The organism is Pseudarthrobacter sp. NPDC058119, from assembly GCF_042884655.1.
In the GTDB taxonomy this organism is placed as follows: domain Bacteria; phylum Actinomycetota; class Actinomycetes; order Actinomycetales; family Micrococcaceae; genus Arthrobacter.
Window position 1 is genome coordinate 168698 of record NZ_JBHVTN010000008.1, and the last position, 19628, is coordinate 188325.

Below are 19628 nucleotides of genomic sequence, written 5' to 3' on the forward strand. Positions count from 1 at the left end.
TCCTGCAGGGCAGGCGCACGGGATTGGCAGTGAGGAAGGGACCCTGCTCGATGAGCAACCGTGGAACGACGCCGGCAGCTGCCTTCCTGGGCATCCCGCTCCGCTGGATCGGCCCGGGCGCAATAACAGTGGTCGTGGCCGCCTACGGCATCTTCTGGTACCTGGCGCGGCCGGCGGGCGAGCCGTTGCCCAGGCATGTGGGCCAGCTCTTCGGCGGTGAATCCGTACTGCTGTATTCCGTCGCCTTGGTCCTGGTCAGTACCCTCCCGCACGTGGAGCCGGTGTTCGGCGGGATTGACCACGCGGCAATCTGGCACCGCCGGGCGGCCATAACGGCCACTGTCCTGTTGCTGCCGCACATTGAGCTCGCCGCAAACCCGGACGCAACAAGCGTGGGAAAAACGCTGGCCGTAGCGGCCATATCCGGCCTGGCCGCGCTGGTGGTCTGGGCGGTGCTTCCACGGTGGCGGACCATGCTGCCCGCCCCGGCCAGGCGCCTGGTCATGGCGGCGCTGCAGGCAAAAGGAGTCCGCCTGGTGGTCCGGCTGCTGGGCGGTTATGAACGCTGGCGCGGCTTCCACCGCCTCACGGGGCTGTTCGTCGCCGCGGGATTCCTGCACGGACTGTTCGATGCCAGCGCGTTTGAGGCGGCGCCGGGCCTGCGCTGGAGCTACGTGGCGATCGGCGGGACCGGGATGGCGTTCTACATCTACCGGGAGCTGCTGGCGCGGCGTTTCCTGCCCCATCACGACTACCAGGTTGCCGGTGTCCGCCCAGTTGCTGCGGACCTGGTGGAAGTGGCTCTCCGCCCGTTGGGCCGTCCGCTGGAGTTCAAACCCGGACAGTTCGCCATGGTCTACCTTGAAACGGCGGACGGTTGGCAGCGGCACCCCTTTTCCATTTCGGGTCCCGCTCCGGAAGGTGGAATCAGCATCACGGTCAAGGCGTTGGGAGACCACACCACACGGCTGCCCGACGTGGTCCAGCCGGGAATGCCTGCTGTTGTGGGCGGCCCCTACGGCCGCTTTGACCGGCACAGGGGCACTGCCCGCCAGGTGTGGATCGCCGGCGGCGTGGGGATCACGCCCTTCCTCAGCTGGGTGCGGTCGCTGGAAACAGCGGGAGGGGACCTGCCCGAGGAGGTGCACTTCTTCGTCACCTCGGCCGGGCCCTCACCGTTTGCCGACGAAATCCTGGCCATCGCCAGGAACCATCCGAGGCTTCACGTCCATGTGGTTGACACCGATACGGACGGGCGGCTGACTCCGGACGCGGTCCTTGCGGCGGTGGACACGGAGCCACGGCAGCTGTCCGTCTTCATGGGCGGCCCCGACGCCATGCTGCGGCAATTCCGCAAGGCTTTCCGGTCAGCGGGTGTCCGGCGGGCCAACATCCACCGGGAGTACTTCCAGTGGCGGTGACAGGGGCGGTTGCAGCCTAGCGGGGCCGGCGGCCGGCATGCTCCCGGGCCAGGACCGCATAGGTATCGTCAGGGCTGCCGGGGGAGAAGCTGCCGAACTTGCGCTCCGCGGCGGTGCGGATGAGGAAGTCGGCGATGGCAGGGTTCTTGGGAAGCAGTGAACCGTGCAGGTAGCTGGCTACGATGTTCCGGTACCGTGCCCCTTCCTCGCCGTCGTTGCTGTTGTTTCCCGTCCCCTTGGCAACGGTTCCCAGCGGGCGCACGCCGCTGCCCAGGGTGGTCTGGCCGCTGTGGTTTTCGTAGCCCAGCACCTCGCCGAACTCGGTGGTCGAGACCTTGACGTTGCCGATCAGGCGCTCATCCGTGCCGTGCGTTTCCACATCCAGGATGCCGATGCCCGGAATGACGGCGCCGGTGCGGGTTTTGAAGAACCTGCCAAACAGCTGGTACAGGCCGCAGATCACCAGCATGGGAGCGCCGTCCTCCGCCAGTTCCTTCAGGTGGCCGGCCCGCGCCTGCAGGTCGTCCTGGATGACCAGTTGCCCGCTGTCCTGTCCGCCGCCGCCGACGATGATGTCCACGTCCTCGGGGAAGGGGTCGCCCACGTTGTACTCAAGGAGTTCGGGTGTGTATCCGTGCCAGGCGATGCGGCGCTGGAGGACCAGGGCATTGCCCCAGTCGCCGTAGATGTTCATGTCCCGCGGGTACAACTGGACCACCCGGAGGGAGCCCTTGGACTGGTTGCCAGCTTCCGCTGCTTCTGCCGGACTCACGAGACAACCTCCACGGTGGTGATTTTGGACAGCTCGCGCCGGATGGCGAGCATGGCGGTGTAGGTGCAGAAGATCCGCTTGGGTTTGCCCTGTCCCTGCCGGATAAAGGCGGCGAGGGCGTCGGGGATGTCGGTGTCCACACCCCCCACTGGAACTTCGTCGTACTGCAGCCGCAGTGCCATGTCGTAGGCGCGCGACCCGGTCAGCACGTCCACCCCGCCCTCGCGGAGCGAATCGAATTCCACATCCCACAGCCAGGACATGTCCCGGCCGTCGGCGTAGTTGTCGTTGATGGCGATCATGGTGGCGTAGCCGCCTGCGGGGAAGGACTTCAGCCCCAGCCGGAAGCCGCTGGGGTTCTTGACCAGCACCAGGTCCAAGGGTTGGCCGTCAACAGTGAGGCTTTCACCGCGGCCGAAGGCGGGTGCCACCTGGGACAGAGCCTGCAGCAGGGTTTCGTGGTTCGCTGTGGCGGCCCCGCCGCCGCAAATGCTGCGGGCGAGAGCCAAGGCCGCGGCCGCATTGAAGATGTTGTAGACGCCGCGCAACTTCATCGCCGTGGTGACAGTACCGCCGTCGTACTCAAATTCGGCGCTGTCCGCGCCCACTTTGCGGAGGACGACGTCGGCCTGGGGCTTTGCGGGCAGGCCCGCCGGGGCGGGGCTGCCGGGAGCTGCGCGCATGTCATCGTCGTTGGGGAAGGTGCCCAGCAGGGAATCGTCAAGGCCGAAGTACTTGACCTCCTGGCCGGTCAGTGTTTCAGCGATCCTGGCTACCCGCGGATCCTCACGGTTCAGGACCACCGTCCCGGTGGTTTTGGCGGCGACGTGCTGGAGCAGCTGCGCGGTCTTGTCGATTTCGCCAAAACGGTCCAGCTGGTCGCGAAGCACATTGAGCAGCAGGCAGTAGCGGGGCGGGACGCTGTTGACGAAATGGACGGCGTGGGCTTCGTCAAGTTCGAGGACGGCAATGTCCGCGTCCAGCCTGCCGCGCCAGTCCACTTCGCCGAGGAGGGCTGCCGCCACGCCCCTGGTGAAGTTGCTGCCCGTGCGGTTGGTGAAGACCTTCAGGCCCTGGCTTTCCAGCAGTTCAACCACCATTTTGGTGGTGGTGGTCTTGCCGTTGGTACCGCTGACCACAGCCACACCGTGGGGCAGGGTGGTGAGTGTCCGCCGCATGAAACCGGGGTCGATCTTCTCCACCACCAGGCCTGGAAGTGCGGAGCCGCCGCCGCGCAGACGGGAGACCCTGCGGACCAGCTTGCCGAGCGGAACACTGAAGAAGACCATGTTCCGAATATATCCCAGCAGCGGCATGCAACCTCTGCCCGCGGGCCCCTTGGCGGCAGCGGCCGGAGGGCCGGGACCGTATGCTGGAAGGATGACAAACCCCCCTTCTGCTGATCCTGCGCGCGTGGGCTCGGGCCTGCGGATTGGTGTCCTGGCCCTCCAGGGAGACTTCCGCGAGCACCTGCGTGCCGCGGAGGCCACCGGCGCACAGGGCACCGCTGTCCGTCGTCCGGCTGAGCTGGATGGCCTGGACGGCCTCATCATTCCCGGCGGCGAATCCACCACCATCGACAAACTGGCGCGCGCCTTCGACCTTGCCGACCCCCTGCGCAAGTACATTGCCGAGGGCCTGCCCGTCTATGGCTCCTGCGCGGGAATGATCCTGCTCGCCGCAGACATCGCCGATCCTGCCACCGACCTTTCCGGGGCCCCGCAGCAGACCTTTGGCGGCCTGGACATCACCGTCCGCCGCAACGCCTTCGGCCGGCAGCGGGAGTCCTTCGAAACGGACCTGGATTTCAAGGGACTGGACTTCAGCGCCACCGCGGCGGGGGTGGAACCGGTGCACGCCGTCTTCATCCGTGGCCCCTGGGTGGAACGGGTGGGGCCGGACGTGGAGGTCCTTGCCCAGGTGGAGCCGGCAGAACCCGAGCAGGCATCGCACGCCGCAGCGCTCCCCGGGGCGGCTAGAATTGTCGCAGTGCGTTCCGGCCAGCTCCTGGCCACCTCCTTCCATCCGGAAGTGACCGGCGAAAAACGCGTACATGAACTTTTTATCCGAATGATCAGAGGAGAAGCGTAAAGCCATGTCAGGCCACTCCAAATGGGCAACGACCAAGCACAAAAAGGCGATCATTGACAGCCGCCGCGCCAAGTCGTTCGCCAAGCTGATCAAGAACATCGAAGTTGCCGCCCGTATGGGCGGACCGGACCTCGCCGGCAACCCGGGCCTGGAACTTGCCGTGACCAAGGCCAAGAAGACCTCGGTCCCCAACGACAACATTGACCGCGCCATCAAGCGCGGCGCCGGCCTCACCGGCGAAGTGGTGGACTACACCGAAATCATGTACGAGGCCCGCGGTCCCCAGGGCTCCGCCCTGCTGATCGAGTGCCTCACCGACAACAAGAACCGGGCCGCCTCCGAGGTCCGCCTGGCCATCTCCCGCAACGGCGGAACCATCGCCGACCCCGGTTCGGTGAGCTACCTCTTCACCCGCAAGGGCGTGGTGAACCTGCCCAAGAACGGCCTGACCGAGGACGACGTCCTGATGGCCGTCCTGGATGCGGGCGCGGAGGAGGTTAAGGACAACGGCGAAACCTTCGAGATCCACTCGGAACCGGGTGACCTCCAGGCCATCCGTGAAGCGCTTGCGGAAGCCGGCATTGAATACGACACGGATGAAGTTGAGTTCGTTCCCTCCATGCAGGTGGAACTTGATGTCGACGGCGCCCGGAAGTTCCTGAAGCTGGCAGACGCCCTTGAGGAGCTTGACGACGTGCAGAACGTCTACAGCAACGCCGACCTCAGCGACGAAGTCCAGGCCGCCCTGGAATCAGAGTGACGTCCGGCTTTGCCAGCTAGACCGCGACGCATGGGCCGTCACCTCCGGCCCGATGCGGCGGGCCGGAGGTGACGCTCCGCGTCCTTGGCGTCGACCCCGGCCTCACCCGGTGCGGCATTGGCGTGGTAGATGTTGAACGCAACCGCCGGGCCAGCATGGTGGCGGTAGGGGTTGTGGGCACGTCCCCGGACGAGACCCTTGACCGGCGCCTGCTGGTGGTTGCCACGGCCATCGACGAGTGGTTGGACCGCTACGAACCGGAAGTCCTCGCCGTCGAACGCGTCTTCTCGCAGCTCAACGTCAGCACGGTAATGGGCGTGGCCCAGGCGTCAGGCGTGGTGATCGCAGCGGCGGCCCGCCGGGGCATCCCGGTGGCACTGCATACGCCGTCGGAAGTCAAGGCTGCAGTGACCGGCAGTGGGACCTCCAACAAGGAAGCGGTGACCAAGCTGGTCACCAAGATCCTCCGCCTTGACGCTCCGCCCCGGCCGGCCGACGCAGCCGATGCGCTGGCGCTGGCCATCACCCACGCGTGGCGTGCCGGCAGCGGCGCTGCCGTGGCCACCACCGGCCCCGGCAGTTCATCCCTGACGCCGGCCCAGCGGGCCTGGGCGGAGGCGGAGGCGAAAGCGCGCCGTGCACGCTGATTGCCCCTGCCTCTTGCTAGGGTATTCGTAAATATGTTCGGATAGCCGGGTTATCTCTTACGAGGCCGGCAGTACAACGGGAGCCCGGCTTTGATCAGTTTCCTCCGCGGAACCGTAGCGCACGTAGGCCTTTCAACGGCCGTGATAGACCTCAACGGTGCCGGGATGAGCGTCAACGCCACTCCGCAGACGCTCAGCCGGCTGCGCGTGGGCGAAGAGGGGCAGCTGTTCACGTCCCTGATCGTCCGGGAGGACTCGCTGACGCTCTTCGGCTTTTCTTCCGACGACGAACGCGAAGTTTTTGACGTCCTGCTCAGTGTCAGCGGGGTCGGCCCCCGGTTGGCCCTCGCCGTGCTGGCCGTCCACGATCCTGAAGCGGTCCGGGTGGCGGCGCACACCGGGGACAGCAAGACCTTCACCAAGGTTCCCGGAATCGGGCCCAAGGTGGCGGGGCGGATCGTGCTGGAGCTGGCCGGAAAGCTCGTCCCGCACGGAACCCCCACAGCCGCCGGCGCTGCTACCCCTGCCGAGGCTTCCTGGAAACCCCAGGTGGTGGCCGCCATGACCAGCCTGGGCTGGTCCGAAAAAGACGCCTCAGCCAGCATCGACAAGGCCCTCGCCGATGACCCGGAAGTATCGTTCCGCGGCAACGTGCCCGAAATCCTGCGAACCACACTCCGGTGGCTGGGACAGGACGGGGCCCGGGCCGGCAACCGCGTAGGCACCCGTGGCTGAACCGTCGCTGGTCGCAGCGGGGGAGGAACCGGAGGAGCGCGCCATCGAGGCGGCCCTGCGGCCCAAGAACCTTGATGACTTCGTGGGGCAGCACCGGGTACGGAAACAACTCTCGCTGGTGCTGCAGGCTTCCCGGATGCGTGGACGCACCGCGGACCATGTGCTGTTCTCCGGTCCGCCGGGCCTGGGCAAGACCACCCTCGCCATGATCGTTGCCGCGGAGATGAACGCTCCGCTGCGCCTCAGCAGCGGCCCTGCCATCCAGCATGCCGGAGACCTCGCAGCCATCTTGTCCTCGCTGTCAGAAGGCGAGGTCCTGTTCCTCGACGAGATCCACCGCATGTCGCGGCCCGCCGAGGAAATGCTGTACATGGCCATGGAGGACTTCCGCGTCGACATCGTGGTGGGCAAGGGCGCCGGTGCCACCGCCATTCCGCTGGAACTGCCGCCGTTCACCCTGGTGGGCGCCACCACACGTGCCGGCCTGCTCCCTGGGCCGCTGCGGGACCGGTTCGGCTTCACCGGGCATCTGGAGTTCTACTCCGTTGAAGAACTGGAGCTGGTCCTGCGCCGTTCAGCCGGACTGCTGGACCTGAAGGTCAACTCCGCAGGGTTTGCCGAAATTGCCGGCCGCTCCCGGGGCACGCCCCGCATCGCCAACCGCCTGCTGCGGCGTGTCCGGGACTGGGCGCTGGTGCACGGGGTCGAGCAAATCGACGCCCGGGCCGCGTCCGCCGCCCTCGACATGTACGAAGTGGACAAGAAAGGGCTGGACCGCCTGGACCGCGCAGTCCTCGACGCCCTGATCACCAAGTTCGGCGGCGGCCCCGTAGGCCTGTCCACGCTTGCCATCGCGGTGGGTGAGGAGACCGAAACGGTGGAAACCGTGGCGGAGCCTTTCCTGGTCCGCGAAGGCCTGCTGGGACGTACGCCCCGGGGCAGGATCGCCATGGCGCCGGCATGGACGCACCTGGGGTACGCCATCCCGTCCGGCGTCTTCGCGCAGGAGCAGCTGGACCTATTCGAGCCCGGCGGGGACGCCGAAGCGGCAGGGAACTGGGGCCCGGAGAGCCAATAGCAGGCTCCGTCCAGCTTTTCCCTTTAGACTGGTATGACGCCCGGCACGCTCGGGTCTTTGTTTCGCGGGTGGCCCTGACGCCCCCGTAGCTTGGGGAAGGACTTGTCAGGCGTTCTGCCTGCGCAGCCAACCACCCCGGCCGAAGCGAGGCCGACGTCGCTGGAAAACCAGCAGCACCACGCAAAAGAACGGAATTCCCCTTGGATCCAATGTCAATTCTCCTGTTCGTCATGCTCGGCGTGTTCATCTTCATGATGTTCCGCCGCAACAAGAAGACGCAGCAGCAGCAGGCAGAGCTCCAGTCGAAGTTTGGCCCGGGCGTGGAGGTCATGACCAGCTTTGGCCTTTTCGGCCGGATCGTGGACATCGACGACGCCGACAACAAGGTCACCCTTGAACTTTCCCCCGGCAACTTGGCCACCGTCCACCGCCAGGCCGTCACCAAGATCGTCGAGCCTGCAGCGGCGGCCACTGTCGAACCTGCCGAGGCTGCGCCGGTAGTGCCGGATGACGCATCGTCGCTGACCGCCCCGGAAGCCGGGAGCGCCGCCACGGGTACCGAGACCCCGGAAGAAACCCTGAAGCGCCTCAACGATGAGGGCAAGAAGGACAGCTAGGCCCGCCGGCCGCTTCCTCCCTCTACCGCTGCGGACCACCGCCGGCGCAGGTCACCGCCCGCGCCGGCGGTTCTTCCGCGAATAAGAGAAAGATCGACAATGGCACGAACTGGCCGCAAGAAACCAGGGCTCCGAGTCCTGGTCTGGCTTGGCGTACTTCTGGCAGCGCTGACCGCCGTCCTGGCGGGCGGCACCGTCGCAGGGCAGGCCAGCTGGGCACCCAAACTGGCCCTGGACCTCGAGGGCGGCACCCAGATGATCCTGGCGCCCAAGGTGGAGGGCGGTTCGGACATCAACGAACAGCAGCTCAACCAGGCCGTGGCGATCATCCGCCAGCGAGTTGACGGTTCCGGCGTGTCCGAAGCCGAAATCAGCACCCAGTCGGGGCGCAATGTGGTGGTCAGCCTTCCCGGCACGCCGTCGGCGGAAACCCGGAACCTGATCCAGGCCTCCGCGGACATGAATTTCCGTCCTGTCCTCCTCAACGGCGACGCGGCAGCAGTGCCGCCGGAGTCGCAGACCCCGGAGGACCAGCTGCCCAAGCCCACGGCGGAACCGGCAAACAGCAGTGACACCAACTGGATCACTCCGGAGATCTACAAGCAGTTCGAAGCACTGGACTGCAACAACACTCCAGAGAAGTCCCAGCGCTCCGACCCCACCAAGCCCCTGGTGACCTGCGAGCCGGCCACTGACAAGTCCCCGGCCATCAAGTACATCCTTGGCCCGGTAGAGGTGAAGGGGACGAACATTGTTACCTCGTCCTTCCAGCTGCAGCAGGGTGCGCAGGGCGCCGTTACGAACGACTGGGCCGTCAACATCCAGTTCGACGCTGAAGGCACGGCCAAGTTCAAGGACGTCACCCAGCGCCTGAACCAGTTCTACGTGGCGGCTGGCGGCGAGTCCGGCACCGATCCCAAATCCCAGTTCGCCATTGTGCTGGACGACCAGGTCATTTCCGCCCCGCGGTCCCTGGCAGTCATCACCGACGGGCGCCCGCAAATCACCGGCGGCTTCACCGAGCAGACGGCCAAGGCGCTGTCCGACCAGCTGAAGTTCGGTGCCCTTCCCATCAGCTTCGACATCCAGAGCGAACAGCAGATCTCCGCCACGCTCGGTGGTGAACAGCTGCGCATGGGCCTGCTGGCCGGCCTCATCGGGCTCCTGCTCGTGGTGGTCTACTCGCTGTTCCAGTACCGTGCCCTGGGCTTCGTCACCATTGCCTCGCTGGTGGTGGCCGGTGCCCTGACGTACCTGGCCATCGCGATCCTGGGCTGGACGGAGAACTACCGGCTTTCCCTGGCCGGCGTTGCAGGCATCATCGTGGCCATCGGCCAGACGGCCGACTCCTTCATCGTCTACTTCGAGCGAATCCGCGACGAACTGCGCGAGGGGCGCGGCCTGGTGTCCGCCGTCGAAAACGGCTGGAAGCGCGCCAAGCGCACCGTTCTTGCCTCCAAGGCCGTCAACCTCCTGGCCGCCCTGGTCCTGTACTTCGTGGCCGTGGGCAACGTCCGTGGCTTTGCGTTCACGCTGGGCCTGACGGCCATCGCCGACCTCATCGTGGTCTTCATGTTCACCCACCCCACGCTGCAACTGCTGGCCCGTACCCGGTTCTTCGGTGAAGGCCACAAGTTCTCCGGCCTGGACCCCGAACGGCTCGGCGCCGTGCCGCTCTACCGCGGCGCAGGGCGTGTCCGCACTCCCGAAGACAAGCCCGTGGTGGTCCGTACCAAGAACACCGGTGCAGCGGCTGAAGCCGAACGCCGCATGACCATCGCCGAACGGCGCCTGGCAGAGAAGCAGGAACAGCTTGCCGGCTCCGCCAAGACGTCCGCGAAGGAGGACAAGTAATGTCAGGCTTCGCCACATTCGGCAACGAGCTCTACACCGGAAAGCGTTCCTACGATTTTGTGGGGGCCAAGAAGATCTGGTTCATCATCGCCTTGGTGGGAGTGGCTCTGTCCATCGTCATCCCGGTGGCCAAGGGCGGCTTCAACCTCGGCATCGAGTTCCGCGGCGGCTCCGAATTCACCGTCTCGAACGTGAAGACCACGGATGCAACCATCGGCGAGAAGGCCGTCACGGACGTGGTGTCCGGCAGTGTCCCGCGCGTGGCCAACGTGGCCGGCAACACCATGCGCATCCAGACGGACAAGCTGACAGACGATGAAACCCTCAAGATCAAGCAGGGCCTCACCGGCGCCTACGGCGTCACCGACAACGAGGTGACCTCCACGTTCGTCGGTCCCACCTGGGGTGCCGACGTGACCAAGCAGGCGCTCATCGGCCTGGTGGTGTTCGTCCTCCTTGCCGCCGTGCTGATGGCCCTGTACTTCCGCACCTGGAAGATGTCCCTCTCGGCGCTTGCCGGCATGGCCGCGACCATGTTCATCACGGCAGGCGTTTATGCGCTCAGTGACTTCGAGGTCACGCCGTCAGCCATCATCGGGTTCCTGACCGTCCTCAGCTACTCGCTGTACGACACGGTGGTGGTCTTCGACAAGATCCGGGAGAACACCACCGGAATCGACGCATCCACGCGCCGGACCTTCGGCGAGGAGGTCAACCTGGCCGTCAACCAGACCCTGGTGCGCTCCATCAACACCATGATGGTGGCAATCCTCCCCGTGGGCGCCATCCTGTTCATCGGGGCCGGGCTCCTGGGCGCCGGAACCCTCCGCGACCTGTCCCTGGCCCTGTTCGTCGGTATCCTGATCGGCACGGCTGCGACGATTTTCGTCGCCGCCCCGCTGTACGCGTGGCTCCGCCAGGGCGAACCGGACCTGGTCAAGCAGGCGCGGCGTGTCCAGCAGCGGCGTGCCGAACGCGCGGTTCCGGCCTCGCCGGCCAAGGCCTGACCCGCAGCCAAAGACAGGCGTCCTTCCTCCAGAGGCCGGGCAACGCGCACTCCGCGTTGCCCGGCCTTGCGCGTCAGCGCCCGGTTATAAAAGTGGCTGCCCGGAGGAATAGACTGAAGTAATTAAAACGGTGGTGAGGGGTGCTTCATTGGAAGAACGTTCGGCGTCGGCGCCAACGGCACAGGAAGAAAAAAGTGCTGCCGGTGTACAGGCCGGTGCACCATCTGCCGCGCGCCCGGGTTCCCTGGTTCCTGTCGACAATTCGGGTGCACGCGCCACGTTTCCCGGCCGCAGGGAGCGCACCCGGTCCCGGCTGGCCCGCCTGACCGGCCGCGGAACGGCCACCTATTCGCCCATCCTTGAGCCGCTGCTGCGCACGGTCCGTGCCAACAATCCCAAAGAGGACTTCGACCTCATCCAGCGCGCCTTCGATGTTGCCGAGCGCAGCCACCGCGGGCAGAAGCGCAAGAGCGGCGATCCGTACATCACGCACCCGGTGGCCGTGGCCACCATCCTTGCCGAGCTCGGCCTCAGCGGCACCACCCTGGCCGCTGCACTGCTGCACGACACTGTCGAGGACACCCCTTATACCCTCGCCGACCTGAAGCGGGACTTTGGCCCGGAAGTGGCCATGCTGGTGGACGGCGTGACCAAGCTGGACAAGGTCAGCTTCGGCGAGGCGGCGCAGTCGGAGACTGTCCGCAAGATGGTCGTGGCCATGGCCAAGGACATCCGCGTCCTGATGATCAAGCTTGCTGACCGGTTGCACAATGCCCGCACCTGGCGCTTCGTGTCCGCAGAGTCGTCTGCCCGCAAGGCCCGCGAAACCCTGGAGATCTTCGCTCCGCTGGCGCACCGCCTGGGCATGAATACCATCAAGTGGGAGCTGGAGGACCTGTCCTTCGCCGCGCTCTATCCTAAGGTGTACGAAGAGATCGTCAGGATGGTGGGGGACCGGACCCCCGAGCGGGAAAAGAGCCTGGGCGTCATCCGTGACCAGATCACCGAGGACCTGCGCGCCGCGAAGATCAAAGCCACCATCACGGGCCGGCCCAAGCACTACTACTCCATTTACCAAAAGATGATTGTCCGCGACAAGGACTTTGACGACATCAACGACCTTATGGGCGTCCGTGTCCTGGTCGATTCCGTCCGGGACTGTTATGCCGCCCTGGGCACCATGCATTCGCGCTGGAATCCCCTGCCCGGCAGGTTCAAGGACTACATCGCGATGCCCAAGTTCAATATGTACCAGTCCCTGCACACCACCGTGATCGGCCCGGGCGGCAAGCCCGTGGAGATCCAGATCCGCACCCACGAAATGCACCGCCGGGCGGAGTACGGCGTGGCCGCCCACTGGAAGTACAAGGACCAGCCCAACCGCACCGCGGTAGGTCCCGGAAGCCCGCGCGACGGCGACATGGGGTGGCTGCGCTCCCTGGTGGACTGGCAGCAGGAAACGTCCGATCCGGGGGAGTTCCTGGACTCGCTGCGCTTTGAGATCAACGCCCGTGAAGTGTTCGTCTTCACGCCCAAGGGCGAGGTCATGGCGCTTCCCGCGGGCTCAACGCCGGTGGACTTCGCCTACGCCGTGCACACCGAGGTGGGCCACCGCACCATCGGAGCACGGGTCAACGGCAAGCTGGTTCCGCTGAACAGCGAACTGAACCACGGCGACTGGGTGGAAATCTTCACCTCCAAGGCCGAAGGGGCCGGACCCAGCCAGGACTGGCAGCACTTCGTCAAGAGCGCCCGGGCCCGCAACAAGATCCGCCAGTGGTTCAGCAAGGAACGGCGCGAAGAAGCGATCGACCGCGGCAAGGAACTGTTGACCCGCGCCATGCGGAAACAGAACCTGCCGCTGCAGCGGTTGATGACGCACGAGGCCTTGGCCGTCGTTGCCGAGGAATTCAAATACGCGGACATCTCCGGCCTGTACGCCGGTGTTGGCGACGGGCACACTTCCGCCCAGTCCGTCATGGAAAAGCTGATCGAAAGCCTGGGCGGCAACGAGAGTGCCGATGATGACGTCGAAGAGGTCAGCATCCCCACCCAGGTCAGCAAAGCCCGCTTCTCCGATTCCGGCGTGGTGGTCCGCGGCGTAGGTGACGTGTGGGTCAAGCTGGCCCGCTGCTGCACGCCCGTTCCACCCGACCCGATCCTCGGCTTCGTGACCAGGGGTTCAGGCGTCTCCGTCCACCGCACCGACTGCACCAACATCTCGGACCTGAAGGACCAGCCGGACAGGATCGTGGACGTGGACTGGGCGCCCACCCAATCAAGCGTTTTCCTGGTGGAAATCCAGGTGGAGGCCCTGGACCGCAAGTCATTGCTCTCGGATGTGACCCGGGTCCTGTCGGACAACCACGTCAATATCCTGGCTGCCAGCGTCCACACCTCCACGGACAGGGTTGCCATCTCAAAGTTCGCTTTCGAGATGGGGGACCCCAAGTACCTCAGCCACGTCCTCAGTGCCGTCCGCAGGATCGACGGGGTGTTCGACGTCTACCGCACCACCGGAAACAAGCGCCGGAGCTAGCTGGGCGAGCTTCTCCAAGGCAGCCCGCTTGTGCGGGACCCGCGGTGTTGCCTCGATGGCGAGCACCAGGAGCCGCAGCCGCACATCCTGCTGGGGCCTGGCCAGCAGGCCGGTGAGGGCAGGCACGGCACGCTCCGGTTCCACATGCAGGGCGATGTCGAGGGCGGTCCGCAGGGGGCTGGAGACCATCAGTCCGCCCAGGCTGACCACATCGAACGGTCCGAGCTTAACCTCGTGCAATGTACAGCCGCGGGTATTGCGCAGGCTGGAGACGCGCCGCTTGGCGTCCACCAGCAGCGCCAGCCTGTCCGGTTCCGCCGCACAGCCATAGATCCAGGCGGCCGTCATCCGGCCTGCCACCACCCGTTGCCGGATTGCCGCCGGGATGGCTCCGGCGGCCGCCCGCGCCCTTAGCTGTGGGGAGGCGTTGAGCCCGGGCAGGGTATAGCCGTTGTGGTGGAACCGCGCCAGCAGGCCGTCGGCCGCCAGCGATTGGAGTTCCGGGGCGGCGAAGGGCTTCCCTGGTGCATACAGTTCGGGAAACCGCGGCGGGGCAGCAGTTTCCGTCCCGCCGGCCGGGCATCCCGGCCGCGGCGCCGCAGCGGACAGTTCCCGGCCCTGGCCGGCGGTGGATGAACCTGGAGGTGTACCCATGGCCCCATCCTGCCCGGACCACGGTTAACCGGGACAGGCCCGGTCCGGGTTATGTGGATAACCGGGACCGGGCCTGGGCCGTCAGCTCAGGGCTGGAAGGTCAGGACAGCTCGCTTGCCGACCGCTGGATCTGGTCAAGCCAGGCCTGGCGGGCTTCGAGAGCCTCCTGGGCAGCCTTGATCTTGCGCTGGTCGCCGGTCTTCTCGGCATTGGCGAGGTCTTCCTGGAGTCCGGCAATGGCCGATTCCAGCTGCGACAGCGCGCTGTTGGTGCGTGCCTTCCGCTCCGGGTTGGACCGCTGCCACTGCTCTTCCTCGGCTTGGCGGACGGCGTCCTCCACCTTGCGGAGTCCGGCCTCGATCCGGCCCATGTCGGCGCGGGGCACCTTGCCGGCCTCTTCCCAGCGGTCGCGGACCGACTGGAGGGCCTTCTTGGCAGCCGCCAGGTCCTTGACCGGCAGGATGCCGTTGGCCTCGGCCAGCAGGGCCTCCTTCACCGTGAGGTTTGCCGCGTACTCCTGGTCGATTTCGTCGTTGGCAGCCTGGCGGGAGGTGAAGAAGACATCCTGGGCGGCGCGGAACCGTGCCCACAGGGCGTCGTCATCCTTGCGGCTGGCACGCGGCGATGCCTTCCACTGGTCCATCAGCCGGCGGTACTCGCCCGCCGCGAAGCCCCAGTCCGTTGACGTGGAGAGGGCCTCAGCCTCGGCGATCAGCTTCTCCTTAGCAGCCTTGGCAGCGGAATTGTTGCTGTCGAGCTGGGAGAAGTAGGCCCGGCGGTGCCGGTCGAAGACGGTGCGGGCGGCCCGGAAGCGCTTCCAGAGTGCGTCCTCGTTGCTGCGGCCAAGCCGCACGCCGCTCTTCTGGGCAGCCTTCCAGTTCTCAAAGAGCTCGTTCATCCGGGCGCTCGAGGTCTTCCACTGGGTCTGTGCGGGATCCTGTCCGGAAATCTGCTCTGCCTCGGAAACAATGGCTTCGCGGGCTGCAAGCTCGGAGGCGCGGACGGCGTCGTGCTCGGCCTTCTCTGCCTTCTCCAACTCGGTGATCTGCCCGGCCAACTGGTCCAGGCGCGCCTCGGCGGCCCGCAGGTCGCCCACCATGTTGCGTTCGGCGAGCTGCTCGCGCAGGTGCGTTACCGTCTTCTGCATGTCGGTGCTGGGAGCCTTGGAGCTGACACGCTGTTCCAGCAGCACAATCTGGGCCACGACGTCGTCGTATTTCCGGGCGAAGTAGATCAGCGCCTCGTCGCCGCTCACGCCGGGGTACTGGCCCACCGCGTGTTCGCCGCCGTCGATGGTCAGGTAGACGTGGCCATCACCTTCCACGCGGCCCCACTTGGAGGCCTCGGCGACGGACGTGCTGGGCGCGGCGGGAGCCGGTGCGGCGGCAGGGGCGGCGGCAGCGGGCTTGGGGCGCGACGCAAAGGCGGCCGGTGACGGTGCGGACGGCCGGGGCCCGGGAGCCGGCGCAGCGGCAGCGGCGGTGCCAGCTTGTTCTTCGGGCTGCGCGGGGGCCTCAGCACCGGCTTCCGCTTCCGCGGTGCTTTCCTCAGAAGCCGTGGCTTCAGGTGTTACGGGCGCCTGTTCGGCATCTGCTGCAGGAAGGGTAGCGTCGTCGGCGGCCGGTGCCGTGGTGTCGCTTGTGCCTGTTGCTGTTTCGTCGGATTTCTGACTGTCTGTCACCGCTAAAAGTCTTTCGCTTGGAGGGAAATACTCAGGTACTGCACCGTAGCCATGCGGGCCCGGCCTACTTCAGAGAAAACGAGTCTATCGTGACTGGTTGTTTTGGCGCTCCGTCCGTGTCGCTGGCACCAGGCGTGATGCCGGCGGCAGCGATGCCGGCCACCACATCCAGGCCCGACGTCACCTTGCCCACCACCGTGTAGCCGCCCGCGGCATCTGCCGGAATGGCGGTGTCCTTATAGACGATGAAGAACTGTGTCCCGTTGCCGTAGGCGTTGTTGCCGGTACGGGCAACGGCAATGGTCCCAGCGGGGTACATGTTGTCCGCCGGGGTGTTTTCCAGTGGGCCCCACGTGTAGTTGGGGTCGCCCTGGCCGTCGCCATTGGGCGAACCGCACTGCAGCACGCCGAACTGGTCCGCGGTGGTGAGCCGGTGGCACGTCTTGCCGTTGAAATAGCCTTCGTCGCTGAGGGACTTGAAGACGGCGGCGGCCTGCGGAGCCTTGGTGCCGTCAACCTCCACGCCCAGGGGACTGCCGTTCAGCGACAACTGCCCGGTGAAAGTCTTGCCGGCCCCCGTGTCCGCCGACGGAATGTTCGGCCCATTGGTTGCCGGAGCCGACGGAGTGGCTGACGCGCTGGCGGAGGCGGACGGCTCTGTCAGCCCTGCCTTCGCCGCGGCATATTCGTCCTCGGTGGGGTTCCCGGCAAACGCGGTGAATTGAAGGACGACGGCGAGCACCACGGCGGCGGTTCCGGCGCCGGCGGCCACGAGGTTGTCGCGCCTCCGCCTCTTCTCCTGGTCGCGACGAAGGTCCCGCTTGGCTTCCATTTGCTGGATTCGCCGTTTCGTTTCGCGGGCACTGCGTGAACTGGCCGCCAAGGGTCCTCCTTATCGTCGGGGTCCTGGATCCCGCGGTCAGCCGCGGGGCAGGAATTACAAGGCCAGGCTGTGCGCCGCCCGCTGCATTAGAGATGCACGCGGATGACGCATAAACTGGCTGCCGCACATAGTTTATGCATGGCTGGCTGTGCTGCAGCCGTACGCCGCCTGGGCGGTGTGGCCGCGGGTGCCGCCGCGCCTTCCATCCCTAAGGAGAACCTTCCCCATGGCACGCACCGCCTCCCTGTCCGGATTCCCCGAGTGGCTTCCCGAGGAGCGGTTGGTGGAGCTGCATGTGCTCGATACCCTGCGCAGGGTCTTTGAACTCCACGGTTTCGCCTCTATCGAGACCCGCGCCGTCGAGACCGTGGGCCAGTTGCTCCGCAAGGGGGAGATCGACAAGGAAGTCTATGGACTGAGCCGGCTCCAGGAAGACGAAGGCGACAACCCCGTCAAGGCCGGCAAAGCCGACCCCAACGCGCTTGCCCTGCACTTCGACCTCACGGTGCCCTTTGCCCGCTACGTCGTCGAAAACGCCGGCTACCTGGCCTTCCCGTTCCGCCGGTACCAGATCCAGAAGGTGTGGCGCGGCGAGCGGCCCCAGGAAGGCCGGGCCCGCGAGTTCACGCAGGCGGACATCGACGTGGTGGGCGACGGCGAGCTTCCCTTCCGTTACGACGTCGAAATCGCGCTGGTCATCGCCGAGGCATTGAGCGCGTTGCCCATCCCCGACTTCCGCCTCCGCATCAACAACCGCAAGCTCGCCGAAGGCTTCTACCGCGGCATCGGCCTCGATGACACGGCAGGCGTGCTGCGCAGCATTGACAAGCTCGAAAAGATCGGTCCCGCCAAGGTGGCGGAACTGCTGAAGGCCGAACTGGGCGCTTCCGACGACCAGGCCGCCAAGGCCCTCCAGCTCGCCGCCATCCGTACCGAAGACACGTCCTTCGTGGCGCAGGTCCGGGCCCTTGGGGTCAGCAATGAACTTCTGGATGAAGGCCTTGACGAACTGGAGCAGGTCATCGATGCCGCCGTGCAGCGGGCTCCCGGCAAGGTCCTGGCGGACCTCAGCATTGCCCGCGGCCTGGACTACTACACCGGCACCGTGGTGGAGACCGTCCTGGTGGGCCACGAGCAGCTGGGTTCCATCTGCTCCGGCGGCCGGTACGACGCCCTGGCGTCCAAGGGCAACCGCAAGTTCCCGGGCGTGGGGTTGTCCATCGGCGTGACCCGCCTGGTCTCGCGCATCCTGAGCCAGGACCTGGCCAAAGCCTCCCGTTCGGTTCCCACCGCCGTGCTGGTGGCCCTGAACCACGACGACAGCTGGGGCGCCGCCCAGGATGTCGCCGCACTGCTGCGCAGCCGCGGAATTCCCACCGAAGTGGCGGCCAAGGCCGAAAAGTTCGGCAAGCAGATCAAGTTCGCGGACCGCCGTGGGATCCCCTTCGTCTGGTTCACCGACGAGGACGGCACCCACCAGGTCAAGGACATCCGTACCGGCGAGCAGGTGCTGGCTGCTCCCGAAACCTGGATGCCGCCCGTCGAGGACCTCACGGTGCAGGTTGAGACAACCGCGCCGGCAGCTGCCTCCGTTTAGTCCGGAAGCTTCCGCCCGGGACCTTGGCGTTTGTGCTGGTGCTGCCGGAAGCGGAGCACCAGCCAGCGCCCGGCGACGCCTGCGGCCAGGACCGCGGCCATGGTAAGGACCGCAGCCGGTGGCAGGGTGAAGGCGAGGACGACGCAGCCGAGGAAGCCGAGGACGTTCAGCCAGCGCGGGGCGTACCCGGGGTGCGTCGCCAGCGTGAAGGCGGAGGCGTTGGCCACGGCGTAATAGACCAGCACGCCGAAGCTTGAAAAGCCCACCACCGTCATCACGTTGGTGGTCACCAGTAGCAGGATTACGACGGCGGCCACGGCGAGTTCGGCCACGTACGGAACGGTGTGGGTGCCGCCCACCTTTGCCAGCCGGCCTGGAAGATCGCGCTCCCGTGCCATAGCCAGGGTAGTCCGCCCCACGCCGGTAATGAGTGCCAGGAGGGCGCCCAGGCACGCCGCGGCTGCGCCGGCCTGCACCAGCGGCGCGGCAGGGGCAACGCGGGAATCGAGTACCGCGTCCAGCAGCGGCGTCCCGGATGTCCCGAGCCGCTCCCCGAGGTGGGCCAGCAGCAGCAATGCCAGCAGCAGGTAGATGGCGAATGCGGCTGCCAGGGCTGCCAGGATGGCCCGGGGGATGGCGCGGGCGGGGTCCTTGACCTCTTCGCCCAGCGTGGCGATCCGGGCGTAGCCGGCAAAAGCGAAAAACATCATGCCCGCCGCCGGCAGCACCCCCGCCGGGTGGTCCGACGGCGGCCCGGCCAGTCCGGCCCCGGCGTGCGGGCCCAGCCACGCAGCCACGGCGACGAACACCAGCGTGGCGAGGACCATGCACAGCAGGATGCGTGTCAGCAGGGCGGTCCGGGTGATGCCGAGCAGGTTGACGCCGGTGAGTGCCACGACAGCGGCCACCGCCACCGGGACCGCATAATCCCGCGCCACGTAGCTGCCGAACGTCAGTGCCATGGCCGCGCAGGAGGCCGCCTTGCCGGTGACGAAGCCCCAGCCGGCCAGGAAACCCGGCCATTCGCCAAGCTGGCTCCGGCCGTACACGTACGTTCCGCCGCTGGTGGGGTACCTGGCGGCAAGGGCGGCAGACGCGACGGCGTTGCAGTACGCCACCACCCCCGCGACGAGCACGGAGAGGACCAGCAGGTTCCCGGCCAGCGCTGCGGCCGGAGCAAAGACCACGAAGACTCCGGCGCCCAGCATGGATCCGAGCCCGATCGCGGTGGCGTCAAAGGTCCCGAGCCTGCGCTGCAGCTGCTGCGGTGAGCTCATGCGGTGGCATTGCCT

The 19628-nt window shown here is 66.6% G+C and carries 17 protein-coding genes; 11 read left to right on the forward strand and 6 right to left on the reverse strand.

Annotation, left to right across the window (positions count from 1 at the left end; translation table 11 throughout):
- Positions 1-50: 50 nt before the first annotated feature.
- Positions 51-1421 (forward strand): hypothetical protein, encoded by a 1371-nt coding sequence (locus tag ACFVTD_RS17250; RefSeq protein WP_387565211.1) that lies wholly within the window; start codon positions 51-53, stop codon positions 1419-1421.
- 16 nt (positions 1422-1437) lie between these two features.
- On the opposite strand, the gene ACFVTD_RS17255 is transcribed toward ACFVTD_RS17250, so the two are convergent.
- Both ACFVTD_RS17255 and ACFVTD_RS17260 read right to left on the reverse strand, forming a co-directional pair.
- Positions 1438-2193, reverse strand: a complete 756-nt coding sequence (locus ACFVTD_RS17255; protein WP_387565213.1) for a type 1 glutamine amidotransferase — start codon at positions 2191-2193, stop codon at positions 1438-1440.
- Positions 2190-3482 (reverse strand): MurT ligase domain-containing protein, encoded by a 1293-nt coding sequence (locus ACFVTD_RS17260; RefSeq protein WP_387565215.1) that lies wholly within the window; start codon positions 3480-3482, stop codon positions 2190-2192. The genes ACFVTD_RS17255 and ACFVTD_RS17260 overlap by 4 nt, the downstream gene beginning before the upstream one ends.
- 91 nt (positions 3483-3573) lie before the next feature.
- Between ACFVTD_RS17260 and pdxT the strand changes: the two genes are divergently transcribed.
- The 9 genes from pdxT to ACFVTD_RS17305 all read left to right on the forward strand — a co-directional run bounded on the left by pdxT (position 3574) and on the right by ACFVTD_RS17305 (position 13521).
- On the forward strand, positions 3574-4284 hold the full coding sequence (pdxT, locus tag ACFVTD_RS17265; protein WP_387565217.1) for a pyridoxal 5'-phosphate synthase glutaminase subunit PdxT: 711 nt from the start codon (positions 3574-3576) through the stop codon (positions 4282-4284).
- 4 nt (positions 4285-4288) lie between these two features.
- Complete coding sequence (locus tag ACFVTD_RS17270; RefSeq protein ID WP_387565219.1) at positions 4289-5044, forward strand: YebC/PmpR family DNA-binding transcriptional regulator; 756 nt, start codon at positions 4289-4291, stop codon at positions 5042-5044.
- A gap of 68 nt (positions 5045-5112) precedes the next feature.
- Positions 5113-5691, forward strand: a complete 579-nt coding sequence (ruvC, locus tag ACFVTD_RS17275; protein WP_387565221.1) for a crossover junction endodeoxyribonuclease RuvC — start codon at positions 5113-5115, stop codon at positions 5689-5691.
- Positions 5692-5781: 90 nt separating this feature from the next.
- Positions 5782-6426, forward strand: coding sequence for a Holliday junction branch migration protein RuvA (gene ruvA / locus ACFVTD_RS17280; protein ID WP_387565223.1), 645 nt, complete (start codon positions 5782-5784; stop codon positions 6424-6426).
- A complete protein-coding gene (gene ruvB, locus ACFVTD_RS17285) occupies positions 6419-7504 on the forward strand; it encodes a Holliday junction branch migration DNA helicase RuvB (protein ID WP_387565225.1) in 1086 nt (361 codons plus the stop codon). Before ruvA ends, ruvB begins: the two co-directional genes overlap by 8 nt.
- A gap of 209 nt (positions 7505-7713) precedes the next feature.
- Entirely contained in the window at positions 7714-8121 is a 408-nt protein-coding gene (yajC, locus tag ACFVTD_RS17290; RefSeq protein ID WP_387565227.1) for a preprotein translocase subunit YajC, read from the forward strand.
- Positions 8122-8220: 99 nt separating this feature from the next.
- A complete protein-coding gene (gene secD / locus ACFVTD_RS17295; RefSeq protein ID WP_387565229.1) occupies positions 8221-9975 on the forward strand; it encodes a protein translocase subunit SecD in 1755 nt (584 codons plus the stop codon).
- Positions 9975-10982, forward strand: coding sequence for a protein translocase subunit SecF (gene secF, locus ACFVTD_RS17300; protein WP_387565231.1), 1008 nt, complete (start codon positions 9975-9977; stop codon positions 10980-10982). Before secD ends, secF begins: the two co-directional genes overlap by 1 nt.
- 148 nt (positions 10983-11130) lie before the next feature.
- Positions 11131-13521, forward strand: coding sequence for a RelA/SpoT family protein (locus tag ACFVTD_RS17305; RefSeq protein WP_387565233.1), 2391 nt, complete (start codon positions 11131-11133; stop codon positions 13519-13521).
- On the opposite strand, the gene ACFVTD_RS17310 is transcribed toward ACFVTD_RS17305, so the two are convergent.
- The 3 genes from ACFVTD_RS17310 to ACFVTD_RS17320 all read right to left on the reverse strand — a co-directional run bounded on the left by ACFVTD_RS17310 (position 13402) and on the right by ACFVTD_RS17320 (position 16739).
- The gene (locus ACFVTD_RS17310) at positions 13402-14175 is read right to left on the reverse strand and encodes a hypothetical protein (RefSeq protein ID WP_387565235.1); all 774 of its coding nucleotides are present in this window, start codon (positions 14173-14175) and stop codon (positions 13402-13404) included. The genes ACFVTD_RS17305 and ACFVTD_RS17310 overlap by 120 nt on opposite strands.
- A gap of 100 nt (positions 14176-14275) precedes the next feature.
- Positions 14276-15856 carry a DUF349 domain-containing protein gene (locus tag ACFVTD_RS17315; RefSeq protein WP_387565237.1) on the reverse strand — a complete coding sequence of 527 codons (1581 nt, stop codon included), beginning with the start codon at positions 15854-15856 and terminating at the stop codon, positions 14276-14278.
- 64 nt (positions 15857-15920) lie between these two features.
- The gene (locus ACFVTD_RS17320) at positions 15921-16739 is read right to left on the reverse strand and encodes a peptidylprolyl isomerase (RefSeq protein WP_387565239.1); all 819 of its coding nucleotides are present in this window, start codon (positions 16737-16739) and stop codon (positions 15921-15923) included.
- Positions 16740-16965: 226 nt separating this feature from the next.
- Here ACFVTD_RS17320 and hisS point away from each other — a divergent pair, with 226 nt between their 5' ends.
- Positions 16966-18336, forward strand: a complete 1371-nt coding sequence (hisS, locus tag ACFVTD_RS17325; protein WP_387565241.1) for a histidine--tRNA ligase — start codon at positions 16966-16968, stop codon at positions 18334-18336.
- Here the strand turns inward: hisS and ACFVTD_RS17330 are convergent.
- Positions 18333-19613, reverse strand: coding sequence for an APC family permease (locus ACFVTD_RS17330; RefSeq protein WP_387565243.1), 1281 nt, complete (start codon positions 19611-19613; stop codon positions 18333-18335). The genes hisS and ACFVTD_RS17330 overlap by 4 nt on opposite strands.
- Positions 19614-19628 lie beyond the last annotated feature (15 nt).